Here is a 21,919-nt window from a genome sequence, read left to right as displayed (position 1 = left end):
ACGCCCGCGAGGACGCCAACCGCATCCGCTCCGACGCGGCCACCCAGGCCGACACCCTCATCACCGAGGCCCGCAACGAGGCCGAACGGCTCCAGACCGAGACGCTCGCGGAGGCCGAGCGGCTCCAGACGGAGACCGCCGCGGAGGCCGAGCGGATCCGCACCGAGGCGGCGGAGACACTCACCGAGGCCACCGAGGCGGCGACCCGCACCCGTGCGGACGCCCGCGAGGACGCCAACCGCATCCGCTCCGACGCGGCCACCCAGGCCGACACCCTCATCACCGAGGCCCGCAACGAGGCCGAACGGCTCCAGACGGAGACGATCGCCGAGGCGGACCGGGTGCGTGCGGAGGCGCTGGGCGAGGCGGACCAGGTCCGTGCCGAGGCCGTCGCGAGCGCCGAGCAGTTGCTCGGGGAGGCGACCGACGAGGCCGAGCGGCTGCGGGCCGAGGCGGCCGAGACCGTCGGTTCGGCGCAGGCGCACGCGGAGCGGCTGCGGACCGAGGCCGAGCGGACGAAGGCGGAGGCGCGGGCGGAGGCCGAACGGGTGGTCAACTCCGCGCGCCAGGAGGCCGAGCGGACCCTGGACGAGGCCCGCAAGGACGCCAACAAGCGGCGTTCGGAGGCGGCCGAGCAGGTCGACAAGCTCATCACGGAGACCACGGCCGAGGCCGACAAGCTGCTCACCGAGGCGCAGCAGCAGGCGCTGAAGACCACCGCGGACGCCGAGTCGCAGGCCGACACGATGGTCGGCGCGGCCCGCAGCGAGGCCGACCGGATCGTCTCCGAGGCCACCATCGAGGGCAACTCCCTGGTGGAGAAGGCCCGGACGGACGCGGACGAGCTACTGGTCGGCGCCCGCCGGGACGCCACCGCGATCCGGCAGCGCGCGGAGGAGCTGCGCGACCGCGTCACCGGCGAGATCGAGGAGCTGCACGAGCGGGCCCGCCGTGAGGCCACCGAGACGATGAAGTCCACCGGCGACCGCTGCGACGCGCTCATCAAGGCCGCAGAGGAGCAGCTGGCGAAGGCCGAGGCGAAGGCCAAGGAGCTGCTGTCGGACGCCAACTCCGAGGCGGGCAAGGTGCGGATCGCCGCGGTCAAGAAGGCGGAGGGGCTGCTCAAGGAGGCCGAGCAGAAGAAGGCCAGCCTCGTCAAGGAGGCCGAGGAGCTGAAGGCGGAGGCGATCCGCGAGGCCCGGCGCACGGTCGAGGAGGGCAAGCGGGAGCTGGAGATCCTGGTCCGCCGGCGCGAGGACATCAACGCCGAGATCTCCCGGGTCCAGGACGTGCTGGAGGCGCTGGAGTCCTTCGAGGCCCCCACGGCCGGCAAGGACACCGGAGTCAAGGCGGGCGCCACGGTCGGTGCCCCCCGTTCGGGTGGCAAGTCGTCAGACAGCTAGCGTAAGAGGTACCTTCGGGTGTCTTCTGGGGGCTTTGCCCGACTCCTTGGCAAGCCGTCCGACGGTCAGCCACCCAAATGGGGTGCCATTCTCCAGATCAAAACCGTATCTGCTCGATGACACACCGCTTCGGCCCCTAGGATTCCCCTTATCACCTCACTCACCGGTCTCATTCGACAGGAACCCCATGAGCGACACTTCCCCCTACGGCTTCGAGCTTGTGCGGCGTGGATACGACCGCGCTCAGGTGGACGAACGTATCTCCAAGCTCGTCTCCGACCGTGACAGCGCTCTCGCCCGCATCACCGCCCTGGAGAAGCGCATCGAGGAGCTGCACCTCGAAACGCAGAACGCCCAGGCCCAGATCACGGACGCCGAGCCGTCGTACGCGGGTCTCGGCGCGCGGGTCGAGAAGATCCTGCGCCTGGCCGAGGAAGAGGCCAAGGAGCTGCGTGAGGAGGCCCGGCGGGCGGCCGAGCAGCACCGCGACCTCGCCGAGTCGGCGGCCCAGCAGGTCCGCAACGACGCCGAGTCGTACGCGTCCGAGCGCAAGGCCAAGGCGGAGGACGAGGGCGTCCGGATCGTCGAGAAGGCCAAGTCCGACGCGGCCCAGCTGCGGGCCGAGGCGCAGAAGGACGCGCAGTCCAAGCGCGAGGAGGCGGACGCCCTCTTCGAGGAGACCCGCGCCAAGGCCGCGCAGGCCGCCGCCGACTTCGAGACGAACCTGGCCAAGCGCCGCGAGCAGTCCGAGCGCGACCTGGCCTCGCGTCAGCAGAAGGCCGAGAAGCGCCTCGCCGAGATCGAGCACCGGGCCGAGCAGCTCCGCCTGGAGGCGGAGAAGCTGCGCACCGACGCCGAGCGCCGCGCCCGCCAGACGGTGGAGACCGCCCAGCGTCAGGCCGAGGACATCGTGGCCGACGCCAACGCCAAGGCCGACCGGATCCGTTCGGAATCCGAGCGCGAGCTGGCGGCGCTCACCAACCGCCGCGACAGCATCAACGCCCAGCTGACGAACGTCCGCGAGATGCTCGCCACGCTGACCGGTGCCGCGGTGGCCGCGGCCGGCACGTCGACCGACGACGAGTCGATCTCCCGGGGCGTTCCGGCACAGCAGTCCCGGTAGGTCCGGGTAGTCGTACGACCCTGAGGGGGCGGTGGGACCGGGTCCCGCCGCCCCTTCGGCGTTGCCGGGGCCTGGCGCCGCATTCCTGACTCCCCCGCGACGCATGGCCCCCTCCCACTGCCTGGGGGGAAGGCCCCGGAGCACGCACCGGGCCCGCGGGGGCGCCCTTCGGCGACGTCGGGAAGGTGACGGCAGGCCCTGGCGCAGGCCGTAGAGGGGTGGTTCCTTCGTGCCGTCGCCGTTGACGACGATCCAGGTGCCGTCCGCGCGCAGCAGTTGGGTGCCCCCGGCCAAGCGGTTGGTGGTGACCATGACGCCGTCGTCCTCGCCGATCCGGTCCCCGTCGGCGGTGTCGAAGGTCCACAGCCGGCCGTTCGGCCCGACGGCGACCCGGCCGGGGCCGGTGGAGACCAGCCCGGCGACCCCGTCGACCCCGGCGCGCCACAGCCGCCGCCCGTCGCCGAGGGAGGGGGGCTGGAGCATACCGCGCCCGCTCAAGTGGCAGCCGCCCCGAGCCCGTCTTAGCGTGGCCGCATGATCGAGCTGGACGGGCTGACCAAGCGGTACGGCGAGAAGGTGGCGGTCGACCACCTCACCTTCACCGTCCGGCCGGGCATCGTGACGGGGTTCCTCGGGCCCAACGGCGCCGGGAAGTCCACGACCATGCGGATGATCCTCGGGCTGGACCGCCCCACCGCCGGCGACGTGCGGATCGACGGCACGCACTACGACCGGCTCAAGGACCCGCTGACGTACATCGGCGCGCTGCTGGACGCCAAGGCCGTGCACGGCGGCCGGAGCGCCTGGAACCACCTCCTCTGCCTGGCGCAGAGCAACGGCATCCCGGAGCGCCGGGTGGCGGAGGTCCTGGAGACCGTCGGGCTGACCTCCGTGGCCCGGAAGAAGGCCAAGGGGTTCTCGTACGGCATGGGGCAGCGCCTCGGGATCGCCGCCGCGCTGCTCGGGGACCCGCGGATCGTGATGTTCGACGAACCGGTCAACGGTCTCGACCCGGAGGGCATCCACTGGATCCGGAACCTGATGAAGTCGCTGGCCGCGGAGGGCCGGACGGTGTTCGTGTCGAGCCATCTGATGAGCGAGATGGCGCTGACGGCCGACCACCTGGTGGTCATCGGGCAGGGGCGGCTGCTCGCGGACACCTCCATGGCCGACTTCATCCGGACGAACTCGCGGTCGTACGTGCGCATCCGCTCCCCGCAGCGCGAGCGGCTGCTCGACGTGCTGCACCAGGCCGGGATCACGGTCGTGGAGGCGGGCGGCGGGGCGCTGGAGGTGGAGGGCGGCAAGGCGGAGCAGATCGGCGAGCTGGCCGCGCGGTACGGGCTCGTGCTGCACGAGCTGAGCCCGCGGCAGGCCTCGCTGGAGGAGGCGTTCATGCAGTTGACGGCGGAAGCGGTGGAGTACCACGCGCAGGCCGGTCCGGGTCCCGTACCGCAGGACTGGGGCGCCGGCTGGAAGGGGGCCTGACACCATGGCGGCCGTACAGGTCATCCGGTCCGAGTGGACCAAGATCCGGTCGGTGGCGTCCACGGTGTGGACCCTGTCGCTGGCCGTGGTGGTCACCGTCGCCCTCGGGATGCTGATCTCCGCGCTGTCGAACCGGCAGTTCGCGAACATGCCCGCGCGGGAGCGGCTCTCCTTCGATCCCACGGCCGTCAGTTTCGCGGGCATGACCCTCGGCCAGCTCGCGATGATCGTGTTCGGGGTGCTGGTCGTCTCCACCGAGTACAGCACCGGCATGATCCGGGTCTCGTTGGCGGCCGTACCCCGGCGCGGCACCTTCCTGTTCGGCAAGGTCGCGGTGGCCGCCGCGCTCGCGCTCGCCGTCGGCATGGTGACGAGCTTCGCCGCGTTCTTCCTCGGTCAGGCCATGCTCGGTTCCCACCGGACCGCCATCGGCGACCCCGGCGTGCTGCGCGCGGTCTTCGGCGGCGGGCTGTACATGACCCTGATCGCGATGTTCTCCATGGGCGTGGCCGCGATGCTGCGCTCGCCGATGTTGTCCCTCGGCATCCTGATGCCGTTCTTCTTCCTGATCTCCAACATCCTCGGCAACGTCGACGCGACCAAGAAGGTCGGCCGCTTCCTGCCCGACCAGGCCGGCAGCAGGATCATGCGGGTGGTGCCGCGGGTCGCCGACGACACGCCCTACGGCCCGTGGGGCGGGCTCGGGATCATGGCGCTGTGGGTGGTCGCCGTGCTGGCGGGCGGCTACCTCCTCCTCAAGCGCCGGGACGCCCAGTAGACCCGGCCGTCACGCTTCGTAGTGCTCTGGCTTTACTTTCTTTTGGGCGGAACCGTCAGCGCCTCGATATCCTCCTAACCCTTACGGGGGCGTGTGCCCCGCTGTCCTGAACCTTTCGATGGGTGCGGAGCATGATCGAGGCTGTCGGCCTGACCAAGCGCTACGGCGACAAGACCGCCGTGTACAACCTTTCCTTCCAGGTGCGGCCAGGAGCCGTGACCGGCTTCCTCGGACCGAACGGCTCGGGCAAGTCCACGACGATGCGGATGATCCTCGGGCTGGACAACCCCACGTCCGGGTCGGTCACCATCGGCGGCTACCCGTACCGGAAGCTGCCCAACGCCCCCCGGCAGGTCGGCGCGCTGCTCGACGCCAAGGCCGTGCACGGCGGCCGGAGCGCGCGCAACCACCTGCTGAGCCTGGCCCAGCTCTCCGGTATCCCGGCCCGGCGCGTGGACGAGGTGCTCGGCGTGGTCGGCCTCCAGGACGTGGCCAAAAAGCGCTCCAAGGGCTTCTCGCTCGGCATGGGCCAGCGCCTCGGCATCGCCGCCGCGCTGCTCGGCGACCCGCAGGTGCTGCTCTTCGACGAGCCGGTCAACGGCCTCGACCCCGAGGGCATCCTCTGGGTCCGCAACCTGATGAGGGCCCTCGCCGCCGAGGGCCGTACGGTCTTCGTCTCCTCCCACCTGATGAGCGAGATGGCGCTGACCGCCGACCACCTCATCGTCATCGGGCGCGGACAGCTCCTCGCCGACATGAGCGTGCGGGACTTCATCTCGGCCAACTCGGCCGACTTCGCGCGCGTGCGCACGCCGGACACCGAGCCGCAGCTGCGCGAGAAGCTGACCTCCGCGCTCACCGAGGCGGGCGGACACGTGCTCCCCGAGCAGGACGGCGCGCTCCGGGTCACCGGACTGCCGCTGCCCCGGATCAGCGACCTCGCGCACGAGTCGGGCGTCCGGCTGTGGGAGCTGTCCCCGCACCAGGCCTCGCTGGAGGAGGCGTACATGCGGATGACGCAGGGCGCCGTGGACTACCGCTCGACCATCGACCAGAAGGCGGGCCTCCAGCAGCCGCTGCCGCCCGGCGTCCAGCCGCCGATGCCGGTGCCCGGCCAGGGCCAGCCCGGCTGGTACGCCCCGCCGTCGCCCCAGCAGGGCGGCCAGCCCTTCGGGATGCCTCCCGCGGGCCCGTACGGCGGCGCCCCGGCGGCCGGGTACGGCACCGCGGGCACGGCACCGGGTACGGCGCCCGGTGGCGCGGCGGGGGCGGCCAACCCCTACGCGCAGCCGAGCCCCCAGGCCCAGCCGCCGGCACCGGCCCAGCCGGCCGGGCAGGCACCGCAGGCTCCCTCCGCCGGTCCGGCGCCGCAGGACCAGCCGCCCGCCTTGGTCAAGGCCACGCCGGCGGCCCCGGCGAGCGCCGCCGCTCCGCAGACCCCCGCCGCCCCACCCGCCCCGCAGCAGGCGCCCGCGGCCCCCGCCACGAGCCCGGCCGCCGCTCCCGCCTCCGCCCCCGCCGACCCGACCCAGCCCGAGGACGCCCGATGAGCACCCACCAGCCCTCCATGCCGCAGGCCCCGGCCGCCGCGCCCGGCGGGCCGTACCCCGGCTACACCTCGCCCATCCCGGTCGTGCGCACCCACCTGGGGCACGCGCTGGCCTCCGAGTGGACGAAGATCAGGTCGGTGCGCTCCACGATGTGGACGATCGGCGTGTTCGTCCTGCTCGTCGTCGGTATCGGCCTGCTCGCCGGCGCGCTGGTCGAGGCCAACTCCGACTCCACCAGCCTGTCCGGCGAGAACCCGCTGTCGTTCGGCTTCTTCGGTCTGCTCCTCGGCAGCATCTGCATCATCACGCTCGGCGTGCTGACCACGGCTTCGGAGTACGGCACCGGCATGATCCGCACGACGATGACCGCGTGCCCCAGCCGGGCCCGGGTGCTCGCCGCCAAGTCGATCGTGTTCTTCGCGCTCGCCTTCGTCGTCACCCTGGTCACCTCCGGCTTCGTGGCCATGGTCCAGGCGTCCCTGCTGGGGAACACCGGCGCCCGCACCCCGACCGCCGGTGACTGGTTGAAGGCCACGGTCGGCATCAGCCTCTACATGGCGCTGCTCGGCCTGCTCTCGCTGCTCATCGGCTCGGTCATCCGGCACTCCGCGGGCGCCATCACCATCATGATCGGCGTGGTGCTCGCGCCGCTGGTGCTCGCGCTGTTCATGGTGACGGATTCGCTGGACAAGCTCCGCCAGTGGCTCTTCGAGTACTCGATCCCGAACCAGCTGAGCGTCTTCTACGCCAACTCGCTGACCGAGTCCGGCCCGTCCGGCTGGGACCCGCTGTGGATCATGATCGGCCTGACGGCGGCGGTGTACGCGGGCGCGTACGCGCTGCTCCTGAACCGGGACGTGTGAGGGCCGGGACGGGCAAGGGCCGGGACGGGCAAGGGCCGGGACGGTAGCCGTACGGCTCAGAACCTCGGCGCGTTACGGGACCGCTGCACCCGCGTGGTGCGGCGGTCCTTCGCGTTCCAGCAGGCCTTGTGCCAGTGCCGGCGGTCGTCGACGCCCGCGTATTCCGGCCAGGCCACCACGTGCGGGACGCCGGAGGGGATGAGCTGGTCGCAGCCCGGGCAGCGGTAGGTCTTGCCCTCCGCGCTGGCCCCGGCGACATGACGCACGCTCCACTCCTCGCCCTGCCAGCTCTCCGTCGACTGCCAGCCGCCGTACCGGCCGGCGGGGTCGTCCTCGGCGCTCCGGCCCGACGATCCGGCTGCCTTCGGTCGGTTGCGACGCGGGGACACGGGACACCTCTCGGGGCTATACAGGAAGCACGGCTCCATCCAGCCTACGCGCCATCGAGACGGGTACGCGTGGGGTACGCGTAGGGAACCAACCCGTACAAGTCCCCCTCCCCTGCGACCCATTCTGCAGACAATCCGCAAATCTCTTCGGCCAGGCCGTGTCCTGGGCACGTGTCAGACGGTTATGCCGGGTGGGGGAGCTCCGGGTCGGAGCCAAGGAAGCAGGAAATGCGATGCACGTAGGAAGTTTTGTGCTGGCGGCCCAGTTCCCGGGCCAGGGCCCCGGGGAGGCCCTGCACCGGGCCGTCCGCTCGGCGGAGGTCGCCGAGCAGTCCGGGCTGGACGCGGTCTGGCTCGCCGAGCACCACTTCGTGCCCTACGGCACATGCCCGTCCGCGGTCACCCTGGCCGCGCTGCTGCTCGGCCGCACCCGCCGCATCCGGGTCGGCACGGCGGTCAGCGTACTGCCCACGGCCCACCCGGTCGCCCTCGGCGAGCAGGCCGCGCTGCTGCACCTGACCAGTGGCGGGCGGTTCACGCTGGGCGTCGGGCGCGGTGGCCCCTGGGTGGACCTGGAGGTGTTCGGCGCGGGACTGGAGGCGTACGAACACGGGTTCCCGGAGTCGCTCGATCTGCTGCTGCGCTGGCTGGGCGAACCGTCCGTGGCGGCCTCCGGGGAGCGGTACTCCTTCCGCGAGGTGCCGGTCGTCCCCCGCCCGTCGGAAGCCCTGACGGACACGCCGGGCCCCGAGGTCGTCCTCGCCTGCACCTCACCGGCGAGCGTACGGCTGGCCGCGGAGCGCGGGCTGCCCATGCTGCTCGGCATGCACGTCGGCGACGAGGAGAAGGCCGAGATGGTCGCCCTGTGGCGGCGCTGCGCCCGCGCGGCGGGCCGGCCGGCCGAGGAGATCACGGGCGCCGCCCACGTCTCCGCCGGGGTCTGCCAGCTCGCCGACCGGCGCACGGACGCGGTGGAGACGCTGCTGAAGGCGATGCCCGGCTGGCTGCGGCAGGGCCTGGACGCCCATGTGACGGTGGACGGACGGGCGCGCGCGATGCGCGACCCGTACGCCTACACCGAACTGCTCTGCGGACTGCACCCGGTGGGCACCCCGCGGCTCGCCGCCGACCGGCTCGCGGCGACCTCGGAGCGCACCGGCATCTCCCGCTTCGCCCTCCTGGTGGAGGGCTCGGGCGACCTCGCGGCCACGGAGGAGAACCTGCGGCGCCTGGGCGCCGAGGTGCTGCCCCAGCTGCGCTGACCGGCCTCCCACGCGCAAGTCACCTGGGGGGCTTGCCGCCCCGGTCCTCAATGCACCTCCCCCGGCGGGTGGAGCGGCAAGCCGGCGGCTGTCCGTCTCGGCCGTACCGGAACCGCGCGTCAGCAGTCCCGGAGCTCCGGCGACTGGTTCAGCAACTGGCTGCGCACCGACGTGAAGCGGGCCAACGTCTCGTCCACCGAGGCGTCCAGCGGGAACACCGCCACGCGGTGGCAGTTCTGGAAGGCCAGCCGCACACCGAAGTGCCGCTGCAACGCGCCGCGTATCGCGTCACTCGCGAGCGCACGCAGCAGCTGACCGCGCGCCTGCTCGTCCGGCGGGGGCGTCTGGTTGTCGGCGAAGGGTCCGCCGTCCACCTTCAGCTGGGCCACCAGGGAGCTGATCATCTCCCATGCGTAGGGCAGGGAGGTCCGGACGCAGTCGACGAATGCTGCTTCGTCGACCTCGCCTCGCTCGGCCTGTTCGAGTAGGGCCGGTGAGACGTCGAGCGACATGGGTTCTCCTCTCGCACCCCCGAAGAGCAGGGGTTGCCGGACAGATAAGGGAGTTCGCGATTTCGAACACGCTCGGTACAGGGGCCGCAACCTCCCGTACCTACGGTAGGCAACGGTCGGTGACCACACCAGCAGAATGCGTATATGAACCGATCCCGTTACGCCCACAATCGGCCAGGGATGAACAAGAGTTTCAAGGGACAAATGGTGCGATCCACTGGGAGCTGGGCGGACGGATCGCGAGCACCGGCGGGCGTCGAGTAGCGTTGCCGACCATGCGTCTCGTCATTGCCCGCTGCTCGGTCGACTACGCCGGCCGGCTCACCGCCCACCTGCCCTCGGCCCCGCGACTGATCCTGGTCAAGGCGGACGGCAGCGTCTCCATCCACGCCGACGACCGGGCCTACAAGCCGCTCAACTGGATGTCGCCGCCCTGCACGCTGAAGGAGGGCACCGGCGAGGACGAGGGCGTGTGGACCGTCGTCAACAAGGCGGGCGAGAAACTGATCATCACGATGGAGGAGATCCTCCACGACTCCTCGCACGAACTGGGTGTGGACCCGGGTCTGATCAAGGACGGCGTGGAAGCGCACCTCCAGGAGCTGCTCGCCGACCGCATCGAGACGCTGGGCGACGGGTACACCCTCATCCGCCGCGAGTACATGACGGCGATCGGCCCCGTGGACATCCTGTGCCGGGACGCGGACGGCCAGACGGTGGCGGTCGAGATCAAGCGGCGGGGCGAGATCGACGGCGTGGAGCAACTGACGCGCTACCTCGACCTGTTGAACCGCGACCCGCACCTGGCCCCGGTCCGGGGCATCTTCGCCGCCCAGGAGATCAAGCCCCAGGCCCGCGTCCTCGCCACCGACCGCGGCATCAACTGCCACATCCTGGACTACGACGCCCTGCGCGGTATCGAGGACGACAAGCTCCGTCTGTTCTAGCGGCACGCTCCGCTCGTCCCGGCCGACGACCCGGGCCCCGTCTCCGGGCCCGCACCCCGTACCTCAGCCGCGCACCCCGCTCCACCGCCCTTCTTTCCTGCCGCCCGCTCCCTCTCCGCCGCCCACTGTCCCGCCCCGACGGCGCTCCGCCACCGCGGCGGGGACCGGCGGTGCCGAACCGGCCTGAGAGCGTCGGGCACCGCCGGTCACATCAGCGTGCCGGTCGCCCCCGGGGCCGTTTCCGATGCCGACGCGCTGCTCGACGTCCCACCGGCGGAGCCGTCCGTGCCGCCCGTCGTCGTGCCGCCGCCGGTGTCGCCGCCCGTGGTGCCCCCGGTGTCGCCGCCGGTCGAGCCGCCGCTCGTCGTGCCGTCCGTCGTGCCGCCGGTGCTCCCGGTGGTGTCGCCCGTCGTGCCGGTCGAGCCGCCGGTTCCGCTCCCACCCGTGGTCGTACCGCCGGTCGTCGTACCGCCCGTCCCGCCGCTCGTCGAGCCACCGGTCGTCGAGCCGCCGGTCGTCGAACCGCCCGTGGAGCCGCCGGTCGTACCGCCCGTCGTCCCACCGGTCGAGCCGCCGGTCGTGCCCCCCGTCGTACCGCCGCTCGACCCTCCCGGCTCCGGTGACTTGGACGGTGAGCCGGAAGAGGAGTGGGGGCCGGAGGGCTCGATGCTCTCCGACGGGCGGGACGGGGCGGCGGGCGGTGCCGGGTCGTCCGCCGTACCGTACGTGCCGTCGGGCCCCGGTGACGTGGGCCGGCTGCTGGCCGAACCGGTGTCGCCGGTGTCCGTCGGCCCCGTGCCCGGGCCGCCGTCGCCCATGTCCTGACCGGCGGACGGGTTGGCGTCGACCTTGCCGGCCGGGTTGCGGCCCGCGTCGTCGGGGGAGGTCATGCCGAGCGTGACGACCGTACCGAGCACGGCGGCGAGCAGCGCGCCGGAGCCGGCCGCCACCAGGTTGCGCCGGGCCAGGCGCCGGATGCCGCCCCTCGGCCGGGGCGCGGGGACCCGCTGGGTGACCGCGGTCTCGTACGGCGTCGGCGCCCGCTCCTCCTGCCGTACCTCCGCCGGCTCCTCCCCCACGGCCACCGGCGGGAGCCCGGGCGCCTCGCCCGAGCGGTCGGCGAGCAGGGCCAGGGCGCGCCGGCCCGCGACCGTGCCCCGCTTGTCGGCGAGGGCGCCGCGCAGCCCGCTCGACGCCTCCAGTTCGGCACGGGCCCGGTCGAGCTGGCCGGTGCAGAGCGCGAGTATGCCCAACTCGTGGTGGAAGTAGGCTTGTTCGGTCACCTCGCCGGACAGCCGGGAGGCTTCCGCGCCCGACCGCAGGGCCCGCTCCCAGGCGCTCCAGTGGAGCCCGGCGGCGAAGGCCGGCGCGGCCGTGCGGGCCAGCCGTACCGCGCCGCTCTCCTCGCCCTCGACGGGCGGCGTCGTGCGCGGTACGACGGCGGCGAGCGCGGCGAGGACCGCGCCGGCCTCCGCGCACACCCGCTCCGGGGTGACGGAGGGGTGGCCGGCCCACCAGGCGTAGTGCTGGGCGGCGGTGTCGGCGTGGCCGGGGGCGTCGTCGGCGTACCCGGCGGCCTCCAGCTGGGTCTGCACGCCGGCCGCGAGGCGGTAGCGGGAGCCGACCGGGGAGACCAGGCCGCAGCTCGCCAGCTCGCCGAGGGCGGCGTCCGCGTGGGTGTCGCCGACCAGCGCGGGCAGGTGCGCCTGGTGCGGTACCTCACCGCCGAGGGCGACGGCGAAGCGGAGGGTGGCGCGGGCGGAGGCGCTGAGCCGGGAGGCGAGCAGCGGGGCGGGGGCCGCGGCCTCGCCGAGGGAGGGCAGCGGGACCTCGTCCTCCAGGTCCAGGGGCGGATCGGCCGGCAGGCGCACGTCCTCGAAGACGCCGTACTCGTCGACCGCGCCGGTGCTGGCCCGCAGTTGGTCGCGCTGCCGGAGCAGGGCGCCGGCCTGAACGAACCGCAGGGGCAGCCCCTCGGACTCGAACCAGAGGTCGCCGGCCCAGTTGGCCTCCTCCTCGGTGAGCACCCGGCCGACGGCGCGTTCCAGGATCTCCACGCCGGCGGCGCGGTCGAGGCCGCCGAGGAAGACCTCCTCGACGTCGGACCCGGCGGAGGGCGCGGGCACGTCGGGGGTGGCGGCGAACAGGAACGCGCACTCGGGGGTGGCGTCGAGCAGTTCGTCCAGTGCGGCACCGCCGAACTCCAGGTCGTCCAGGACGACGACCGCGCCGATCTCCTGGACGCAGGCGAGGAGTGCATCCCGGTCGGGACGGTACCGGGGGGCGTCGTGGACGGCGTGGAACAGGTCGTGCAGGAGGTCGCCGGCCGTGCGGTGGAAGCCGCTGAGGCGGACCACACCGTCGGGGGCGAGGTCCAGGCAGTCCTCGGCGACCAGGTCGAGCAGGGCGGTGCGGCCGGAGCCGGCCGGGCCGGTGAGCCGGACCGAGCGCCCCCGGGCCAGGAGGCGGACCAGGCGCTCGCGTTCGTCCTGGCGTTCCAGCAGGGAGAGCTCCGGCTGGGCGGGGCCGGGCGGCACGGGCGGCAGGGCGGCGCGTTCCGTCCCGGCGCGCTCGGCGGCGGTGCGCTTGCGGGGCCTGCCGGGGAGCTCGGCCGGCGGGCAGGGCTCTATCTCGCTGCCGTCGACCGGATTGACGGTGAGCTGAAGGTCGCCGGTGACGAGCTGGGCCATGCGGGCGGGCACGGCCGGGCCCGCGGCGAAGTCGGAGCCGAGGGAGTCCCGGGGCGGGCGGCGGCCGTGCGCCTGGCCGTGTTCTTCGGAGCCCGGGTTGACCGGGTCGATCGGCTCGATCGGGTCCATGGGTTCAAGCCCCCCAAAAGCGTCGTGTGCCCGTGTTTGCGGCCCCTCCCGGCCTTGTCGCACACCGCGCTGTCGCTTCTGGTCCGGGCCCGCACGGTCGAGGGTTGCGAGGCGGCGGGCGACCGCACCCTAAACCTTTCCCCAGTGTCTCCGACAGGGCGGGGTGCCGTGCGGCCCGAGACGTCACGGTCTTGTGAGGATTGCGTATCTCGCTCCCCGTGCGTCACACCCGGGGCAGCGACTCCACCCCGATGCCGCCCTCGATGGCGAGGATGCGGTGCAGCCGGGTCGCCACCAGCAGACGCTGCATCTGCGGGGGCACGCCCCGCAGCACCAGACGGCGCCCGCAACGGCCGGCCCGCCGGTGGGCACCCATGATCACCCCGAGTCCGGTGGCGTCCCAGGAGTCCAGTTCGGACAGGTCGAGCACCAGATCGCCGACTCCGGTGTCGACGGCCGAGTGCAGGGCCGTACGGGCGTCCGCCGCGCTGCGGACGTCGAGGCGGCCCCCGACGACCAGCTCGGCGTGGTCGCCCCTGATGTGCATATGCGCTCCCCGTTGAGTGCGGTTGGCGTACTCGGTGACGATGCTGTGCAACGTCTGACTGTTCGGGTGGCGGTGCGGTTGCTGCTTGTAAGCGAACCGATACCGAATTCACCCCGGGGAGTGACACTCCCGGGGTGGTCGTGCGTGATCGGGTTGACTCAGTACCTGTAGAAGCCCTGCCCGCTCTTGCGGCCGATGTCACCGGCATCCACCATCCGGCGCATCAGCTCCGGCGGGGCGAACTTCTCGTCCTGGGACTCGGTGTAGATGTTGCTGGTGGCGTGCAGCAGGATGTCCACGCCGGTGAGGTCGGCGGTGGCGAGCGGGCCCATGGCGTGGCCGAAGCCCAGCTTGCAGGCGAGGTCGATGTCCTCGGCGGTGGCGACGCCGGACTCGTAGAGCTTGGTCGCCTCCACCACGAGGGCGGAGATGAGCCGGGTGGTGACGAAGCCGGCGACGTCCCGGTTGACGACGATGCAGGTCTTGCCGACGGACTCGGCGAACTCCCGCGCGGCGGCGAGGGTTTCGTCGCTGGTCTTGTAGCCGCGGACCAGCTCGACGAGCTGCATCATCGGCACCGGCGAGAAGAAGTGCACGCCGACGACCCGCTCGGGGCGCTCGGTGGCCGCCGCGATCTTGGTGATCGGGATGGCGGAGGTGTTGGAGGCGAGCACGGCGTCCTCGCGCACGAGCTTGTCGAGCGCGCGGAAGATCTCGTGCTTGACCTCCAGCTTCTCGAAGACCGCCTCCACCACGATGTCGGCCTCGGCGGCGGCGTCCAGGTCGGTGGTCGGGGTGATGCGCGCGAGGGCGGCCTCGGCGTCCTCGGCCGCCAGTTTGCCCTTGCCGACGAACTTGTCGTACGAGGCCTTGATGCCGTCGGTGCCGCGCTTCAGCGCCTCGTCGGTGACGTCACGCAGGACGACGTCCCAGCCCGCCTGCGCGGCGACCTGGGCGATGCCGGAACCCATGAGACCGGCCCCGATGACGGCGAGCTTCCGTGCCACTCCGACTCCCTATGAACGCGGTGAAAGGTCTGCCTCTCGGCGGACCATAGCGCTCCGGCGCCGCTGTGTGACCGGTAAGTAACGCGCGTCACGTCCCATTTGACGGAGATCACACCGGCAGGGGTACGGGGGCGGCGGCGGGTGAGTGGGCGTCAACCCGTACCGGTTCCGCGTGGCTCTTTCCGGCACCGCGGTCACCCGCGCGCCGATACGCTCCGTGTACGGACCGTCACACCGCGACCGCGAAGGGGGTGCCCCATGCCGATGCGCAGGGCGATCACCGGACGCAGCCAGGAGCCCCGCCGACGCTACGCGGAGGAACTCCGCCTGCTCCGCACCTCCAGGGGCCTGAGCCTGCGCGAACTGGCCAAGGCGGCCGGCTGGGACCCCTCGCTCTTCAGGAAGCTGGAGAGCGGGGAGACGCTGGGCGGGCCGGAGGTGGCGGAGACGCTGGACCAGTACTACGGGACGCCCGGACCGCTGCTGGCGATGTGGGAGATGGCGGTGGCGGACCCGACGCAGTTCAAGGAGCGGTACCGGCGGTACATGACGCTGGAGGCGGAGGCGGTGAGTCTCTGGCAGTACTCCGTGAGCGTCCTGCCCGGCCTGTTGCAGACGGACGCCTATGCACGCGAGGTGCTCGCACTCGGCGGCTACAAGGGCGCTCAACTGGACCAGCAGGTGACCGCGCGTATCGGTCGGCGGCTACTCCTGGAGGGCGAGGACGCCCCGCCGTTCCGCGCCCTGATCGCCGAGACGGCGCTGCGCACGCCGCTGCGCGACGAGGCGGCGTGGCGGGAGCAGTTGGACTATCTGCTGGAGGTGTCCGAGCGCCCCAACATCACTCTTCAGGCACTGCCGGACCGCTCGGGCCTGCACGGCCTGGTGAGCACCGACGTCATGTTCCTGCGGCTGACATCCGGCACTGCGGTGGCGTACACGGAGAACGCCCACCGTGGTGAACTGGTCGAGGAAAACGCCGCGGTTGAGCGACTGCAACGTGCGTACGACGCAATGCGCGACCAGGCACTCGGTCCCGCCGAGTCGCGGAAGTTCATCCTGCGAGTGTTGGAGGAAGTGCCGTGCGAGCCAGCGACATGACCGGCGTGACGTGGCGCAAGAGCAGCTACAGCAACCCCGACGACGGCGCCTGCCTCGAAGTCTCCGACGACCTCTCCCCCGCCGTCCCCGTCCGCGACAGCAAGGCCCCCGACGGTCCCGCCCTCCTCTTCGGGGCCGGGCCCTGGTCGTCGTTCGTCGCCGCCGTGCGGACGGGCACGCTCCGCTAGGGCTCGCCCCGGACGGCATAGCCGAGGACCTTGTCGCTCAACAGGTCCTCGATGTCGTCCAGCAGGACCAGGACCTCCCGTGACACTTCGGCCGGTTTGCGCCCGGCGAGCATCTCGCGGCCGATGGTGACGAAGACGGACTGGTGGATCCAGCAGATCTGACCGGCCATCAGGTCCGGCAGGGGATCGTCGGCGCCGGCGCCGGTCTCCTCGCGCAGGGCCGCCTCCAGGGTGTCGTGGATCTCCTGCTGGAGGCTCCACAGCCGGGAGCGCAGCGGCGGGGCCTCGTGGATGACGCGCATGAAGCGGTCGTAGCCCTCCATCAGGCCGACCCGGGGTGAGACGGCCTCGACCTCGCCGCGCAGTTCGCGCAGGACGGCGCGCGCGGCGGACTCCCCGGCGTCCCGGCCCCGGACCCAGCGCGCGAGCCGGTCGGCCACGCCGGCGGAGCGGTCGAAGAAGAGGTCTTCCTTGGCGGGGAAGTAGTTGTAGACCGTGTTGACGGAGACGTTCGCCGCCTCGGCGATCTCCGCGACGGTCACCGCCTCGAAGCCACGCTCCAGGAACAGTCCGGTGGCGACGTCCGAGATGTACTGCCGGGTCTGTCGTTTCTTCCGCTCCCTGAGCCCCTCTGCCATGCCCGCATCCTAACTTCGCTGCACCCCCTGAAAACTTGGAGTCGTTGCAAAATTTCAGGGACTCTGTTTTTCTGAGGGCATGCCAGCAGTCATCAGCACGGCGGGCCTGGCCCGCACCTTCCGGACGAAAGCCGGCCCCGTCGACGCCGTCCGCGGCATCGACCTCACCGTCCACGAGGGCGAGATCCTCGGCTTCCTCGGCCCCAACGGCGCCGGCAAGACCACGACTCTGCGGATGCTCACCACCCTGCTGAAGCCGACCGGCGGCGCGGCCACCGTGGCCGGCCACGACCTCGCGACCGATCCGGCCGGGGTGCGCCGGGTGAGCGGCTATGTCGCCCAGTCCGGCGGGGTCGATCCGCAGATCACCGTGCGGGAGGAACTGGTCACCCAGGGCCGGATGTACCGCCTGCCGAAGGCGGAGGCGGTCGCCCGCGCCGGGGAACTGGCCGCGGACCTGGGCCTCACCGGCCTCCTGGACCGGAAGACCGGCGCACTCTCCGGCGGTCAGCGGCGCCGCCTGGACATCGCGATGGCGCTCACCCACCGCCCGAAGGTGCTCTTCCTGGACGAGCCGACGACCGGCCTGGACCCCGCGAGCCGCGCCGACCTGTGGGACCTGGTCCGCCGGCTGCGCGACGCGCACGGTACGACCGTCTTCCTGACCACCCACCACCTGGACGAGGCCGACGCCCTCGCCGACCGCCTGGTGATCGTCGACCGGGGCACGGTCGCCGCCGAGGGCACCCCGGGCGCGCTCAAGCTCCGCTACGGCGGCTCGCTCGACGCCACCCTCCAGGACACCTTCCTCGCCGTCACCGGCCGCGGGCCCTCCCCGGCCGACACCGCCCCCGTCGCCGTCTAGGACCGGAATGCTTCTCCACGACACGGCCCTCGTCTACGGCCGCTATCTCCGTCAGTCCCTGCGCTCCCGCTTCGCCCTGCTCTTCGGCGTGCTGACGCCCCTGCTCTACCTGCTCTTCTTCGGCCCCCTGCTCACCGGTCTGCCCCTGGGCGGACAGGGCAGCTCCTGGCAGGTGCTGGTCCCCGGACTACTGCTCCAGCTCGGCCTGTTCGGCGCCCTGTTCGCCGGTTTCACGGTCATCATGGAGAAGGGGCAGGGAGTGGTGGAGCGGATGCGGGTGACACCGGTCAGCCGGCTCGCCCTGCTGCTCGGCCGGGTACTGCGGGACGCCACGGTGTTCGTCTTCCAGGCGGTGCTGCTGGTGCTGGCCGCGCTGGTGATGGGCCTGCGCGCGCCGCTGGCCGGCATCCTGATCGGTTTCGCCTTCGTCGCCCTGCTCACCGTCTCGCTCGCGTCGCTGTCGTACGCGCTCGGCATGAAGGTCCGCACCCCGCAGGAGTTCGGCCCGCTGATCAACATGGTGTCGATGCCGTCGATGCTGCTGTCCGGCCTGATGCTCCCGATGACCCTCGCGCCCGCCTGGCTGGACGTGCTGTCGCACTTCGTCCCGTTCCGCTATCTGGTGGACGCCGTCCGCGACGCGTACGTCGGCGAGTACACGAGCGCGCACATGCTCTACGGCGTCCTGGTGGCCGTCGGCTTCGCCGCAGCGGCCGTGACGGCGGGCACACGGGTGTTCCGGACGGCCGGGGCGTAACTACGCTGGCCGCATGGTCAACCTGACGCGCATCTACACGAGGACCGGCGACCGGGGCACCACCAGCCTCGGCGACATGAGCCGGGTGCCCAAGACGGACCTGAGGATCTCCGCCTACGCGGACGCCAACGAGGCCAACGCGGTGATCGGCACCGCCATCGCGCTGGGCGGCCTGGACGAGGAGATCGTCGCGGTCCTCACCCGCGTCCAGAACGACCTGTTCGACGTCGGCGCGGACCTGTCGACGCCCGTGGTGGAGAACCCTGAGTTCCCCCCGCTCAGGGTGGAGCAGTTCTACATCGACCGGCTGGAGGCGGACTGCGACCGCTTCAACGAGCGGCTGGAGAAGCTGCGCTCCTTCATTCTGCCGGGCGGCACCCCGGGCGCCGCCCTGCTGCACCAGGCGTGCACGGTCGTACGCCGGGCCGAGCGCTCCACCTGGGCGGCCCTGGAGGTGCACGGCGAGACGATGAACCCGCTCACCGCGACCTACCTGAACCGCCTCTCCGACCTGCTGTTCATCCTGGCCCGCAGCGCCAACCGGGAGACCGGAGACGTGCTGTGGGTACCGGGCGGGGAGCGCTAGCCCCGCTGGTCTAGTCGCCGGTCCGGCCGTCGATCTGCTCGCGCAGGATGTCGATGTGGCCGTTGTGCCGGGCCGTCTCCTCGATGAGGTGGAGCAGGATCCAGCGCAGGTCCACCGGATCGCCGTCGCCCCGCTTCACCTGTGCCCTGGTGTCCAGGTCGTGCGCGGCGACGAGTTCGTCGTGCCGGGCGGACTCCTCGGCGTACTCGGCGAGCAGCCGGGACAGGGGGACGTCGACGGCGATCCGCATCTCGCGGTCGGGGTCCTCGTCGGTCCAGGGACCCTCGTCCGGCTCCCCCAGGAAGACGACCCGGAACCAGTAGTACTCGACCCAGCGCAGATGGTTGATCAGCCCGCTCAGAGTCATCAGCGGTGAGCCGGGGAGGATCGCCTTCACGGCGTCCTCGTCGGAGAGTTCCTCGCACTTGGCGCGCGCGGTGGCGCGGACGTAGGTGAGGAAGGTGGTCAGCTGGGTGCGCTCGTCCCAGGCGGGAGGCGTGTCGGTGCGTGTCATCGCGGTGATGATGTCCCGGCGCCCGTCCCCGTGTCGACGGGATTTTCGGCGGCGCCGCCCTTCCGCTCCCGCTTGGGGAACAGCGTGTAGCTCGCCGCGATGACCACGTTGATGCCGATCACCCACAGCATGCGCTGCTGCCAAGCCCGCAGCGGACGGGTGTCCCCGCCGTCGCCGACGTACCAGACCGCGCCCTGGAGCAGGGCGAGGGCGACGGCCGAGGCCAGGATCCAGCGGGCGGCGACCTTCCACTCGTGGACGGTGCGGGCCGTGCCGTACCTGGGCGGCCGCACCGGGGGCGGGCCGCCGGCGAAGCGGTGGGCCGCGCGGGCGTCCGCCCACCTGATGGTGGAGTGGCCGAGGCCGACCGTGAAGCCGATGTAGACCGCGGCGAGGCCGTGCCGCCAGTCCGGTTCGGCGCCGTTCCGCAGGTCGACCGCGGTGACGGCGAAGAGCACGATCTCCAGGAGCGGCTCGGACAGCAGCAGGGCCAGACCGGTGCGCGGCATCCGGAACACGTACCGGAAGGCCAGTCCGGCCGCCAGCAGCACCCAGAACGCCACCTCGCAGGCGATGATCAGTCCGACGATCACGGTTCGCTCCCCTCGTCCACCCTTCCAGGCTCCCGGCCGGGGCCGCCGGTTTCGTCGTCGGCGCAGAGGAGACCGCGGTAAGCGAAAGTCGCACTCCAGGACCCTCCCCCGGACGCAGGCGACCCGCCCCCCGGCCGTGTTGGATGGGGGCATGCCCCTCGCCCTCCCCCGCCCGCACCGCGACGACCTGCGCATCGCCGTGGGCGGGCTGGTCGGCGGGGTGCTGCTGTGGGCGCTCGGCATTCATCCCCGTCTGGCGTCCGACGCGCTGGTGCTGTGGCACGCGCCCTGGGCACCGCTGGTGCCGCTGGCGGTGACCGCCGCGTGCGAGCCGCTGCGCCGCCTCCGCCCGCGCGTCGGGCTGCTGGTCGGTACGGCCGCGCTGGCCCTGGACACCGTGACCCTCGGCAGCATCGTCACCGTCGTGCTGTACACCGACCTGGTGTACGCGGCCGTCCTCTACGGCACCCCGGCCTCCGCCCGCCGCATCCCGTGGATCACCGGCATGCTGACGGTCGTCGGCGGGATCGTGCCGGCGGCGCTCTGGCGGGACCCGCAGGGGCTGCTGATCGGTGTGGGCGTCGGGGTGGTGGCGCTGGCCCCGGCCGCCACCGGCGCCCTGGTGCGCAACCACCGCGACGCCGCCGAGGCCGCCCGGCTGCGCGCCGAACAGACCGCACTGCTCGCCGAGGTGGACCGCACCCAGGCGGTCACCGCGGAACGGGCCCGGATGGCACGGGAGTTGCACGACATGGTCGCCAACCACCTGTCGGCCATCGCCATCCACTCGACGGCCGCGCTCTCCCTCGACGACCCGAAGACCTCCCAGGAGGCGCTGGCCGTCATCCGGGAGAACAGCGTGGAGGGGCTGGCCGAGATGCGCCGGCTGATCGGCATCCTGCGGGACAGCTCCGGGGACCGGGAGCCCGCCGCGTCCCCCACGCTGGACGGGCTCGGCGCGCTGGTCGACAGGGCTCGGGCGGGCGGCCTGGACGTCACGCTCGACGCCGGCCACGGCAAGGTGCCGGCGCCCGTGGAGCTCGCCGCCTACCGGATCGTGCAGGAGTCGCTGACCAACGCCCTGAAGCACGCGGCGAAGGGGCACGTCCGGGTCTCGCTGCGGCAGCGGGACGGGAGGCTGGACATCCGGGTGACCAGCCCCTACCGGCCGGGCGACGACCCGCGCGCACCCGGCTCCGGTTCCGGTCTGACCGGGATGCGGGAGCGGGCCGCGCTGCTCGGCGGCACGTTCGAGGCCGGACCGCAGGGCGCCCTGTGGGCCGTACGCGCCACGCTTCCGCTCACCGAAGGAGACCCCGCATGATCCGTGTCCTGGTCGCCGAGGACCAGTCCGCCGTCCGGGCCGGGCTCGTCCTGATCCTGCGCAGCGCGCCCGACATCGAGGTGGTCGGGGAGGCGGCGGACGGCGAGCAGGCGGTCGAGCTGACCCGGAGGCTGGGGCCGGATCTCGTGCTGATGGACGTGCAGATGCCCCGGCTGGACGGGGTGTCCGCGACCCGGCGGATCGTCGCCGAGCGGCTCGCGGACGTGCTCGTGCTGACCACCTTCGACCTCGACGAGTACGTCTTCGGGGCGCTGCGGGCGGGCGCTGCCGGGTTCCTGCTGAAGAACACCGAGGCGCGGGAACTGCTGGAGGCGGTACGGACGGTGGCACGCGGCGAGGGGATCGTCGCCCCGGCCGTGACCCGGCGGCTGATCGCCGAGTTCGCCGCGGCTCCGGCGCGGGAGACGGAGGCCGACCCGGCCGTGCTGGAGGGCCTGACCCGGCGGGAGCGGGAGGTGCTGGGCTGTATCGGCGAGGGCCTGTCGAACGCGGAGATCGCGGCCCGGCTGGACATGGCGGAGGGCACGGTGAAGACGCACGTCAGCCGATTGCTGGCCAAGCTGGAGCTGCGCAGCCGGGTGCAAGCGGCGGTTCTCGCCCGCGAGTTGGGCGTCTAGCTCGGCCTGCCCAGGAATGGTCCAGAC

Annotated in this window: 22 protein-coding genes and 1 pseudogene; 15 read left to right on the top strand and 8 right to left on the bottom strand. The window is 72.4% G+C overall.

Going from position 1 to position 21,919, the window contains the following annotated elements; all coding sequences use genetic code 11:
* The 6 genes and pseudogenes from ACH4LD_RS28010 to ACH4LD_RS27985 all read left to right on the top strand — a co-directional run.
* Positions 1–1,403 (top strand): annotated as a pseudogene (locus tag ACH4LD_RS28010) (hypothetical protein); the annotation flags it as partial.
* 187 nt (positions 1,404–1,590) lie between these two features.
* Positions 1,591–2,526 carry a cellulose-binding protein gene (locus tag ACH4LD_RS28005; protein ID WP_398056017.1) on the top strand — a complete coding sequence of 312 codons (936 nt, stop codon included), beginning with the start codon at positions 1,591–1,593 and terminating at the stop codon, positions 2,524–2,526.
* Between the two features lie 534 nt (positions 2,527–3,060).
* Positions 3,061–4,014: an ABC transporter ATP-binding protein gene (locus ACH4LD_RS28000; protein WP_398056019.1), complete on the top strand. Its 954-nt coding sequence runs from the start codon at positions 3,061–3,063 to the stop codon at positions 4,012–4,014.
* A gap of 4 nt (positions 4,015–4,018) precedes the next feature.
* On the top strand, positions 4,019–4,792 hold the full coding sequence (locus tag ACH4LD_RS27995; RefSeq protein WP_398056020.1) for an ABC transporter permease: 774 nt from the start codon (positions 4,019–4,021) through the stop codon (positions 4,790–4,792).
* 131 nt (positions 4,793–4,923) lie between these two features.
* Positions 4,924–6,342, top strand: coding sequence for an ATP-binding cassette domain-containing protein (locus ACH4LD_RS27990; protein WP_398056021.1), 1,419 nt, complete (start codon positions 4,924–4,926; stop codon positions 6,340–6,342).
* Positions 6,339–7,205, top strand: coding sequence for an ABC transporter permease (locus ACH4LD_RS27985; protein ID WP_132788676.1), 867 nt, complete (start codon positions 6,339–6,341; stop codon positions 7,203–7,205). Before ACH4LD_RS27990 ends, ACH4LD_RS27985 begins: the two co-directional genes overlap by 4 nt.
* Before the next feature lie 56 nt (positions 7,206–7,261).
* On the opposite strand, the gene ACH4LD_RS27980 is transcribed toward ACH4LD_RS27985, so the two are convergent.
* Complete coding sequence (locus tag ACH4LD_RS27980; RefSeq protein ID WP_398056022.1) at positions 7,262–7,594, bottom strand: ATP/GTP-binding protein; 333 nt, start codon at positions 7,592–7,594, stop codon at positions 7,262–7,264.
* Positions 7,595–7,827: 233 nt separating this feature from the next.
* Here ACH4LD_RS27980 and ACH4LD_RS27975 point away from each other — a divergent pair, with 233 nt between their 5' ends.
* Positions 7,828–8,856, top strand: coding sequence for an LLM class flavin-dependent oxidoreductase (locus ACH4LD_RS27975; RefSeq protein WP_398056024.1), 1,029 nt, complete (start codon positions 7,828–7,830; stop codon positions 8,854–8,856).
* 119 nt (positions 8,857–8,975) lie between these two features.
* Here the strand turns inward: ACH4LD_RS27975 and ACH4LD_RS27970 are convergent, their stop codons facing one another.
* A complete protein-coding gene (locus ACH4LD_RS27970) occupies positions 8,976–9,368 on the bottom strand; it encodes an SCO5389 family protein (RefSeq protein WP_030656147.1) in 393 nt (130 codons plus the stop codon).
* A gap of 275 nt (positions 9,369–9,643) precedes the next feature.
* Here ACH4LD_RS27970 and nucS point away from each other — a divergent pair, with 275 nt between their 5' ends.
* Entirely contained in the window at positions 9,644–10,315 is a 672-nt protein-coding gene (gene nucS / locus ACH4LD_RS27965) for an endonuclease NucS (protein WP_103812615.1), read from the top strand.
* A 206-nt stretch (positions 10,316–10,521) separates the two neighbouring features.
* On the opposite strand, the gene ACH4LD_RS27960 is transcribed toward nucS, so the two are convergent.
* The 3 genes from ACH4LD_RS27960 to ACH4LD_RS27950 form a co-directional block, all read right to left on the bottom strand.
* Positions 10,522–13,134 carry an ATP-binding protein gene (locus ACH4LD_RS27960; RefSeq protein WP_398056025.1) on the bottom strand — a complete coding sequence of 871 codons (2,613 nt, stop codon included), beginning with the start codon at positions 13,132–13,134 and terminating at the stop codon, positions 10,522–10,524.
* A 223-nt stretch (positions 13,135–13,357) separates the two neighbouring features.
* Complete coding sequence (locus ACH4LD_RS27955; protein WP_014675024.1) at positions 13,358–13,681, bottom strand: STAS domain-containing protein; 324 nt, start codon at positions 13,679–13,681, stop codon at positions 13,358–13,360.
* Positions 13,682–13,839: 158 nt separating this feature from the next.
* Complete coding sequence (locus ACH4LD_RS27950) at positions 13,840–14,688, bottom strand: 3-hydroxyacyl-CoA dehydrogenase family protein (RefSeq protein WP_398056026.1); 849 nt, start codon at positions 14,686–14,688, stop codon at positions 13,840–13,842.
* A 258-nt stretch (positions 14,689–14,946) separates the two neighbouring features.
* On the opposite strand from ACH4LD_RS27950, the gene ACH4LD_RS27945 reads away from it, so the two are divergent.
* Both ACH4LD_RS27945 and ACH4LD_RS27940 read left to right on the top strand, forming a co-directional pair.
* Positions 14,947–15,789 carry a helix-turn-helix domain-containing protein gene (locus tag ACH4LD_RS27945; protein WP_398056027.1) on the top strand — a complete coding sequence of 281 codons (843 nt, stop codon included), beginning with the start codon at positions 14,947–14,949 and terminating at the stop codon, positions 15,787–15,789.
* Entirely contained in the window at positions 15,771–15,977 is a 207-nt protein-coding gene (locus tag ACH4LD_RS27940; protein ID WP_398056029.1) for a DUF397 domain-containing protein, read from the top strand. Before ACH4LD_RS27945 ends, ACH4LD_RS27940 begins: the two co-directional genes overlap by 19 nt.
* Here ACH4LD_RS27940 and ACH4LD_RS27935 read toward each other — a convergent pair.
* Positions 15,974–16,615 carry a TetR/AcrR family transcriptional regulator gene (locus ACH4LD_RS27935; RefSeq protein ID WP_398056030.1) on the bottom strand — a complete coding sequence of 214 codons (642 nt, stop codon included), beginning with the start codon at positions 16,613–16,615 and terminating at the stop codon, positions 15,974–15,976. The genes ACH4LD_RS27940 and ACH4LD_RS27935 overlap by 4 nt on opposite strands.
* A gap of 79 nt (positions 16,616–16,694) precedes the next feature.
* Here ACH4LD_RS27935 and ACH4LD_RS27930 point away from each other — a divergent pair, with 79 nt between their 5' ends.
* From ACH4LD_RS27930 to ACH4LD_RS27920, 3 genes are read left to right on the top strand one after another with little or no spacing between them, the layout of a single operon-like run.
* Positions 16,695–17,480, top strand: a complete 786-nt coding sequence (locus ACH4LD_RS27930) for an ABC transporter ATP-binding protein (RefSeq protein ID WP_398056031.1) — start codon at positions 16,695–16,697, stop codon at positions 17,478–17,480.
* Positions 17,481–17,487: 7 nt separating this feature from the next.
* Entirely contained in the window at positions 17,488–18,237 is a 750-nt protein-coding gene (locus tag ACH4LD_RS27925) for an ABC transporter permease (RefSeq protein WP_132788667.1), read from the top strand.
* A 13-nt stretch (positions 18,238–18,250) separates the two neighbouring features.
* Positions 18,251–18,823 (top strand): cob(I)yrinic acid a,c-diamide adenosyltransferase, encoded by a 573-nt coding sequence (locus ACH4LD_RS27920; RefSeq protein ID WP_398056032.1) that lies wholly within the window; start codon positions 18,251–18,253, stop codon positions 18,821–18,823.
* A gap of 10 nt (positions 18,824–18,833) precedes the next feature.
* On the opposite strand, the gene ACH4LD_RS27915 is transcribed toward ACH4LD_RS27920, so the two are convergent.
* Both ACH4LD_RS27915 and ACH4LD_RS27910 read right to left on the bottom strand, forming a co-directional pair.
* The gene (locus ACH4LD_RS27915) at positions 18,834–19,337 is read right to left on the bottom strand and encodes a DinB family protein (RefSeq protein WP_398056034.1); all 504 of its coding nucleotides are present in this window, start codon (positions 19,335–19,337) and stop codon (positions 18,834–18,836) included.
* On the bottom strand, positions 19,334–19,930 hold the full coding sequence (locus ACH4LD_RS27910; RefSeq protein ID WP_398056035.1) for a hypothetical protein: 597 nt from the start codon (positions 19,928–19,930) through the stop codon (positions 19,334–19,336). The genes ACH4LD_RS27915 and ACH4LD_RS27910 overlap by 4 nt, the downstream gene beginning before the upstream one ends.
* A 151-nt stretch (positions 19,931–20,081) precedes the next feature.
* Between ACH4LD_RS27910 and ACH4LD_RS27905 the strand changes: the two genes are divergently transcribed.
* Both ACH4LD_RS27905 and ACH4LD_RS27900 read left to right on the top strand, forming a co-directional pair.
* Positions 20,082–21,254, top strand: coding sequence for a sensor histidine kinase (locus ACH4LD_RS27905; protein ID WP_398056037.1), 1,173 nt, complete (start codon positions 20,082–20,084; stop codon positions 21,252–21,254).
* Complete coding sequence (locus ACH4LD_RS27900; protein WP_398056038.1) at positions 21,251–21,892, top strand: response regulator; 642 nt, start codon at positions 21,251–21,253, stop codon at positions 21,890–21,892. Before ACH4LD_RS27905 ends, ACH4LD_RS27900 begins: the two co-directional genes overlap by 4 nt.
* The last annotated feature ends 27 nt before the right edge of the window (positions 21,893–21,919 follow it).

The organism is Streptomyces sp. NPDC017676 (genome assembly GCF_044329325.1).
Classification (GTDB): Bacteria; Actinomycetota; Actinomycetes; order Streptomycetales; family Streptomycetaceae; genus Streptomyces.
The sequence above is the reverse complement of the archived record's forward strand: the minus strand, read 5'-3'. Positions and strand labels throughout refer to the sequence as shown.

Excerpts from the sequence above, each read along its gene's own strand:
- ACH4LD_RS27990 (WP_398056021.1), top strand. The coding sequence starts at position 4,924 with ATGATCGAGGCTGTCGGCCTGACCAAGCGCTACGGCGACAAGACCGCC.
- ACH4LD_RS27955 (WP_014675024.1), bottom strand. The coding sequence starts at position 13,681 with ATGCACATCAGGGGCGACCACGCCGAGCTGGTCGTCGGGGGCCGCCTC.
- ACH4LD_RS27900 (WP_398056038.1), top strand. The coding sequence starts at position 21,251 with ATGATCCGTGTCCTGGTCGCCGAGGACCAGTCCGCCGTCCGGGCCGGG.
- nucS (WP_103812615.1), top strand. The coding sequence starts at position 9,644 with ATGCGTCTCGTCATTGCCCGCTGCTCGGTCGACTACGCCGGCCGGCTC.
- ACH4LD_RS27915 (WP_398056034.1), bottom strand. The coding sequence starts at position 19,337 with ATGACACGCACCGACACGCCTCCCGCCTGGGACGAGCGCACCCAGCTG.
- ACH4LD_RS27945 (WP_398056027.1), top strand. The coding sequence starts at position 14,947 with ATGCCGATGCGCAGGGCGATCACCGGACGCAGCCAGGAGCCCCGCCGA.
- ACH4LD_RS27925 (WP_132788667.1), top strand. The coding sequence starts at position 17,488 with ATGCTTCTCCACGACACGGCCCTCGTCTACGGCCGCTATCTCCGTCAG.
- ACH4LD_RS27920 (WP_398056032.1), top strand. The coding sequence starts at position 18,251 with ATGGTCAACCTGACGCGCATCTACACGAGGACCGGCGACCGGGGCACC.
- ACH4LD_RS27960 (WP_398056025.1), bottom strand. The coding sequence starts at position 13,134 with ATGGACCCGATCGAGCCGATCGACCCGGTCAACCCGGGCTCCGAAGAA.
- ACH4LD_RS27935 (WP_398056030.1), bottom strand. The coding sequence starts at position 16,615 with ATGGCAGAGGGGCTCAGGGAGCGGAAGAAACGACAGACCCGGCAGTAC.
- ACH4LD_RS28000 (WP_398056019.1), top strand. The coding sequence starts at position 3,061 with ATGATCGAGCTGGACGGGCTGACCAAGCGGTACGGCGAGAAGGTGGCG.
- ACH4LD_RS27970 (WP_030656147.1), bottom strand. The coding sequence starts at position 9,368 with ATGTCGCTCGACGTCTCACCGGCCCTACTCGAACAGGCCGAGCGAGGC.
- ACH4LD_RS28005 (WP_398056017.1), top strand. The coding sequence starts at position 1,591 with ATGAGCGACACTTCCCCCTACGGCTTCGAGCTTGTGCGGCGTGGATAC.
- ACH4LD_RS27995 (WP_398056020.1), top strand. The coding sequence starts at position 4,019 with ATGGCGGCCGTACAGGTCATCCGGTCCGAGTGGACCAAGATCCGGTCG.
- ACH4LD_RS27930 (WP_398056031.1), top strand. The coding sequence starts at position 16,695 with ATGCCAGCAGTCATCAGCACGGCGGGCCTGGCCCGCACCTTCCGGACG.
- ACH4LD_RS27985 (WP_132788676.1), top strand. The coding sequence starts at position 6,339 with ATGAGCACCCACCAGCCCTCCATGCCGCAGGCCCCGGCCGCCGCGCCC.
- ACH4LD_RS27975 (WP_398056024.1), top strand. The coding sequence starts at position 7,828 with ATGCACGTAGGAAGTTTTGTGCTGGCGGCCCAGTTCCCGGGCCAGGGC.
- ACH4LD_RS27905 (WP_398056037.1), top strand. The coding sequence starts at position 20,082 with ATGCCCCTCGCCCTCCCCCGCCCGCACCGCGACGACCTGCGCATCGCC.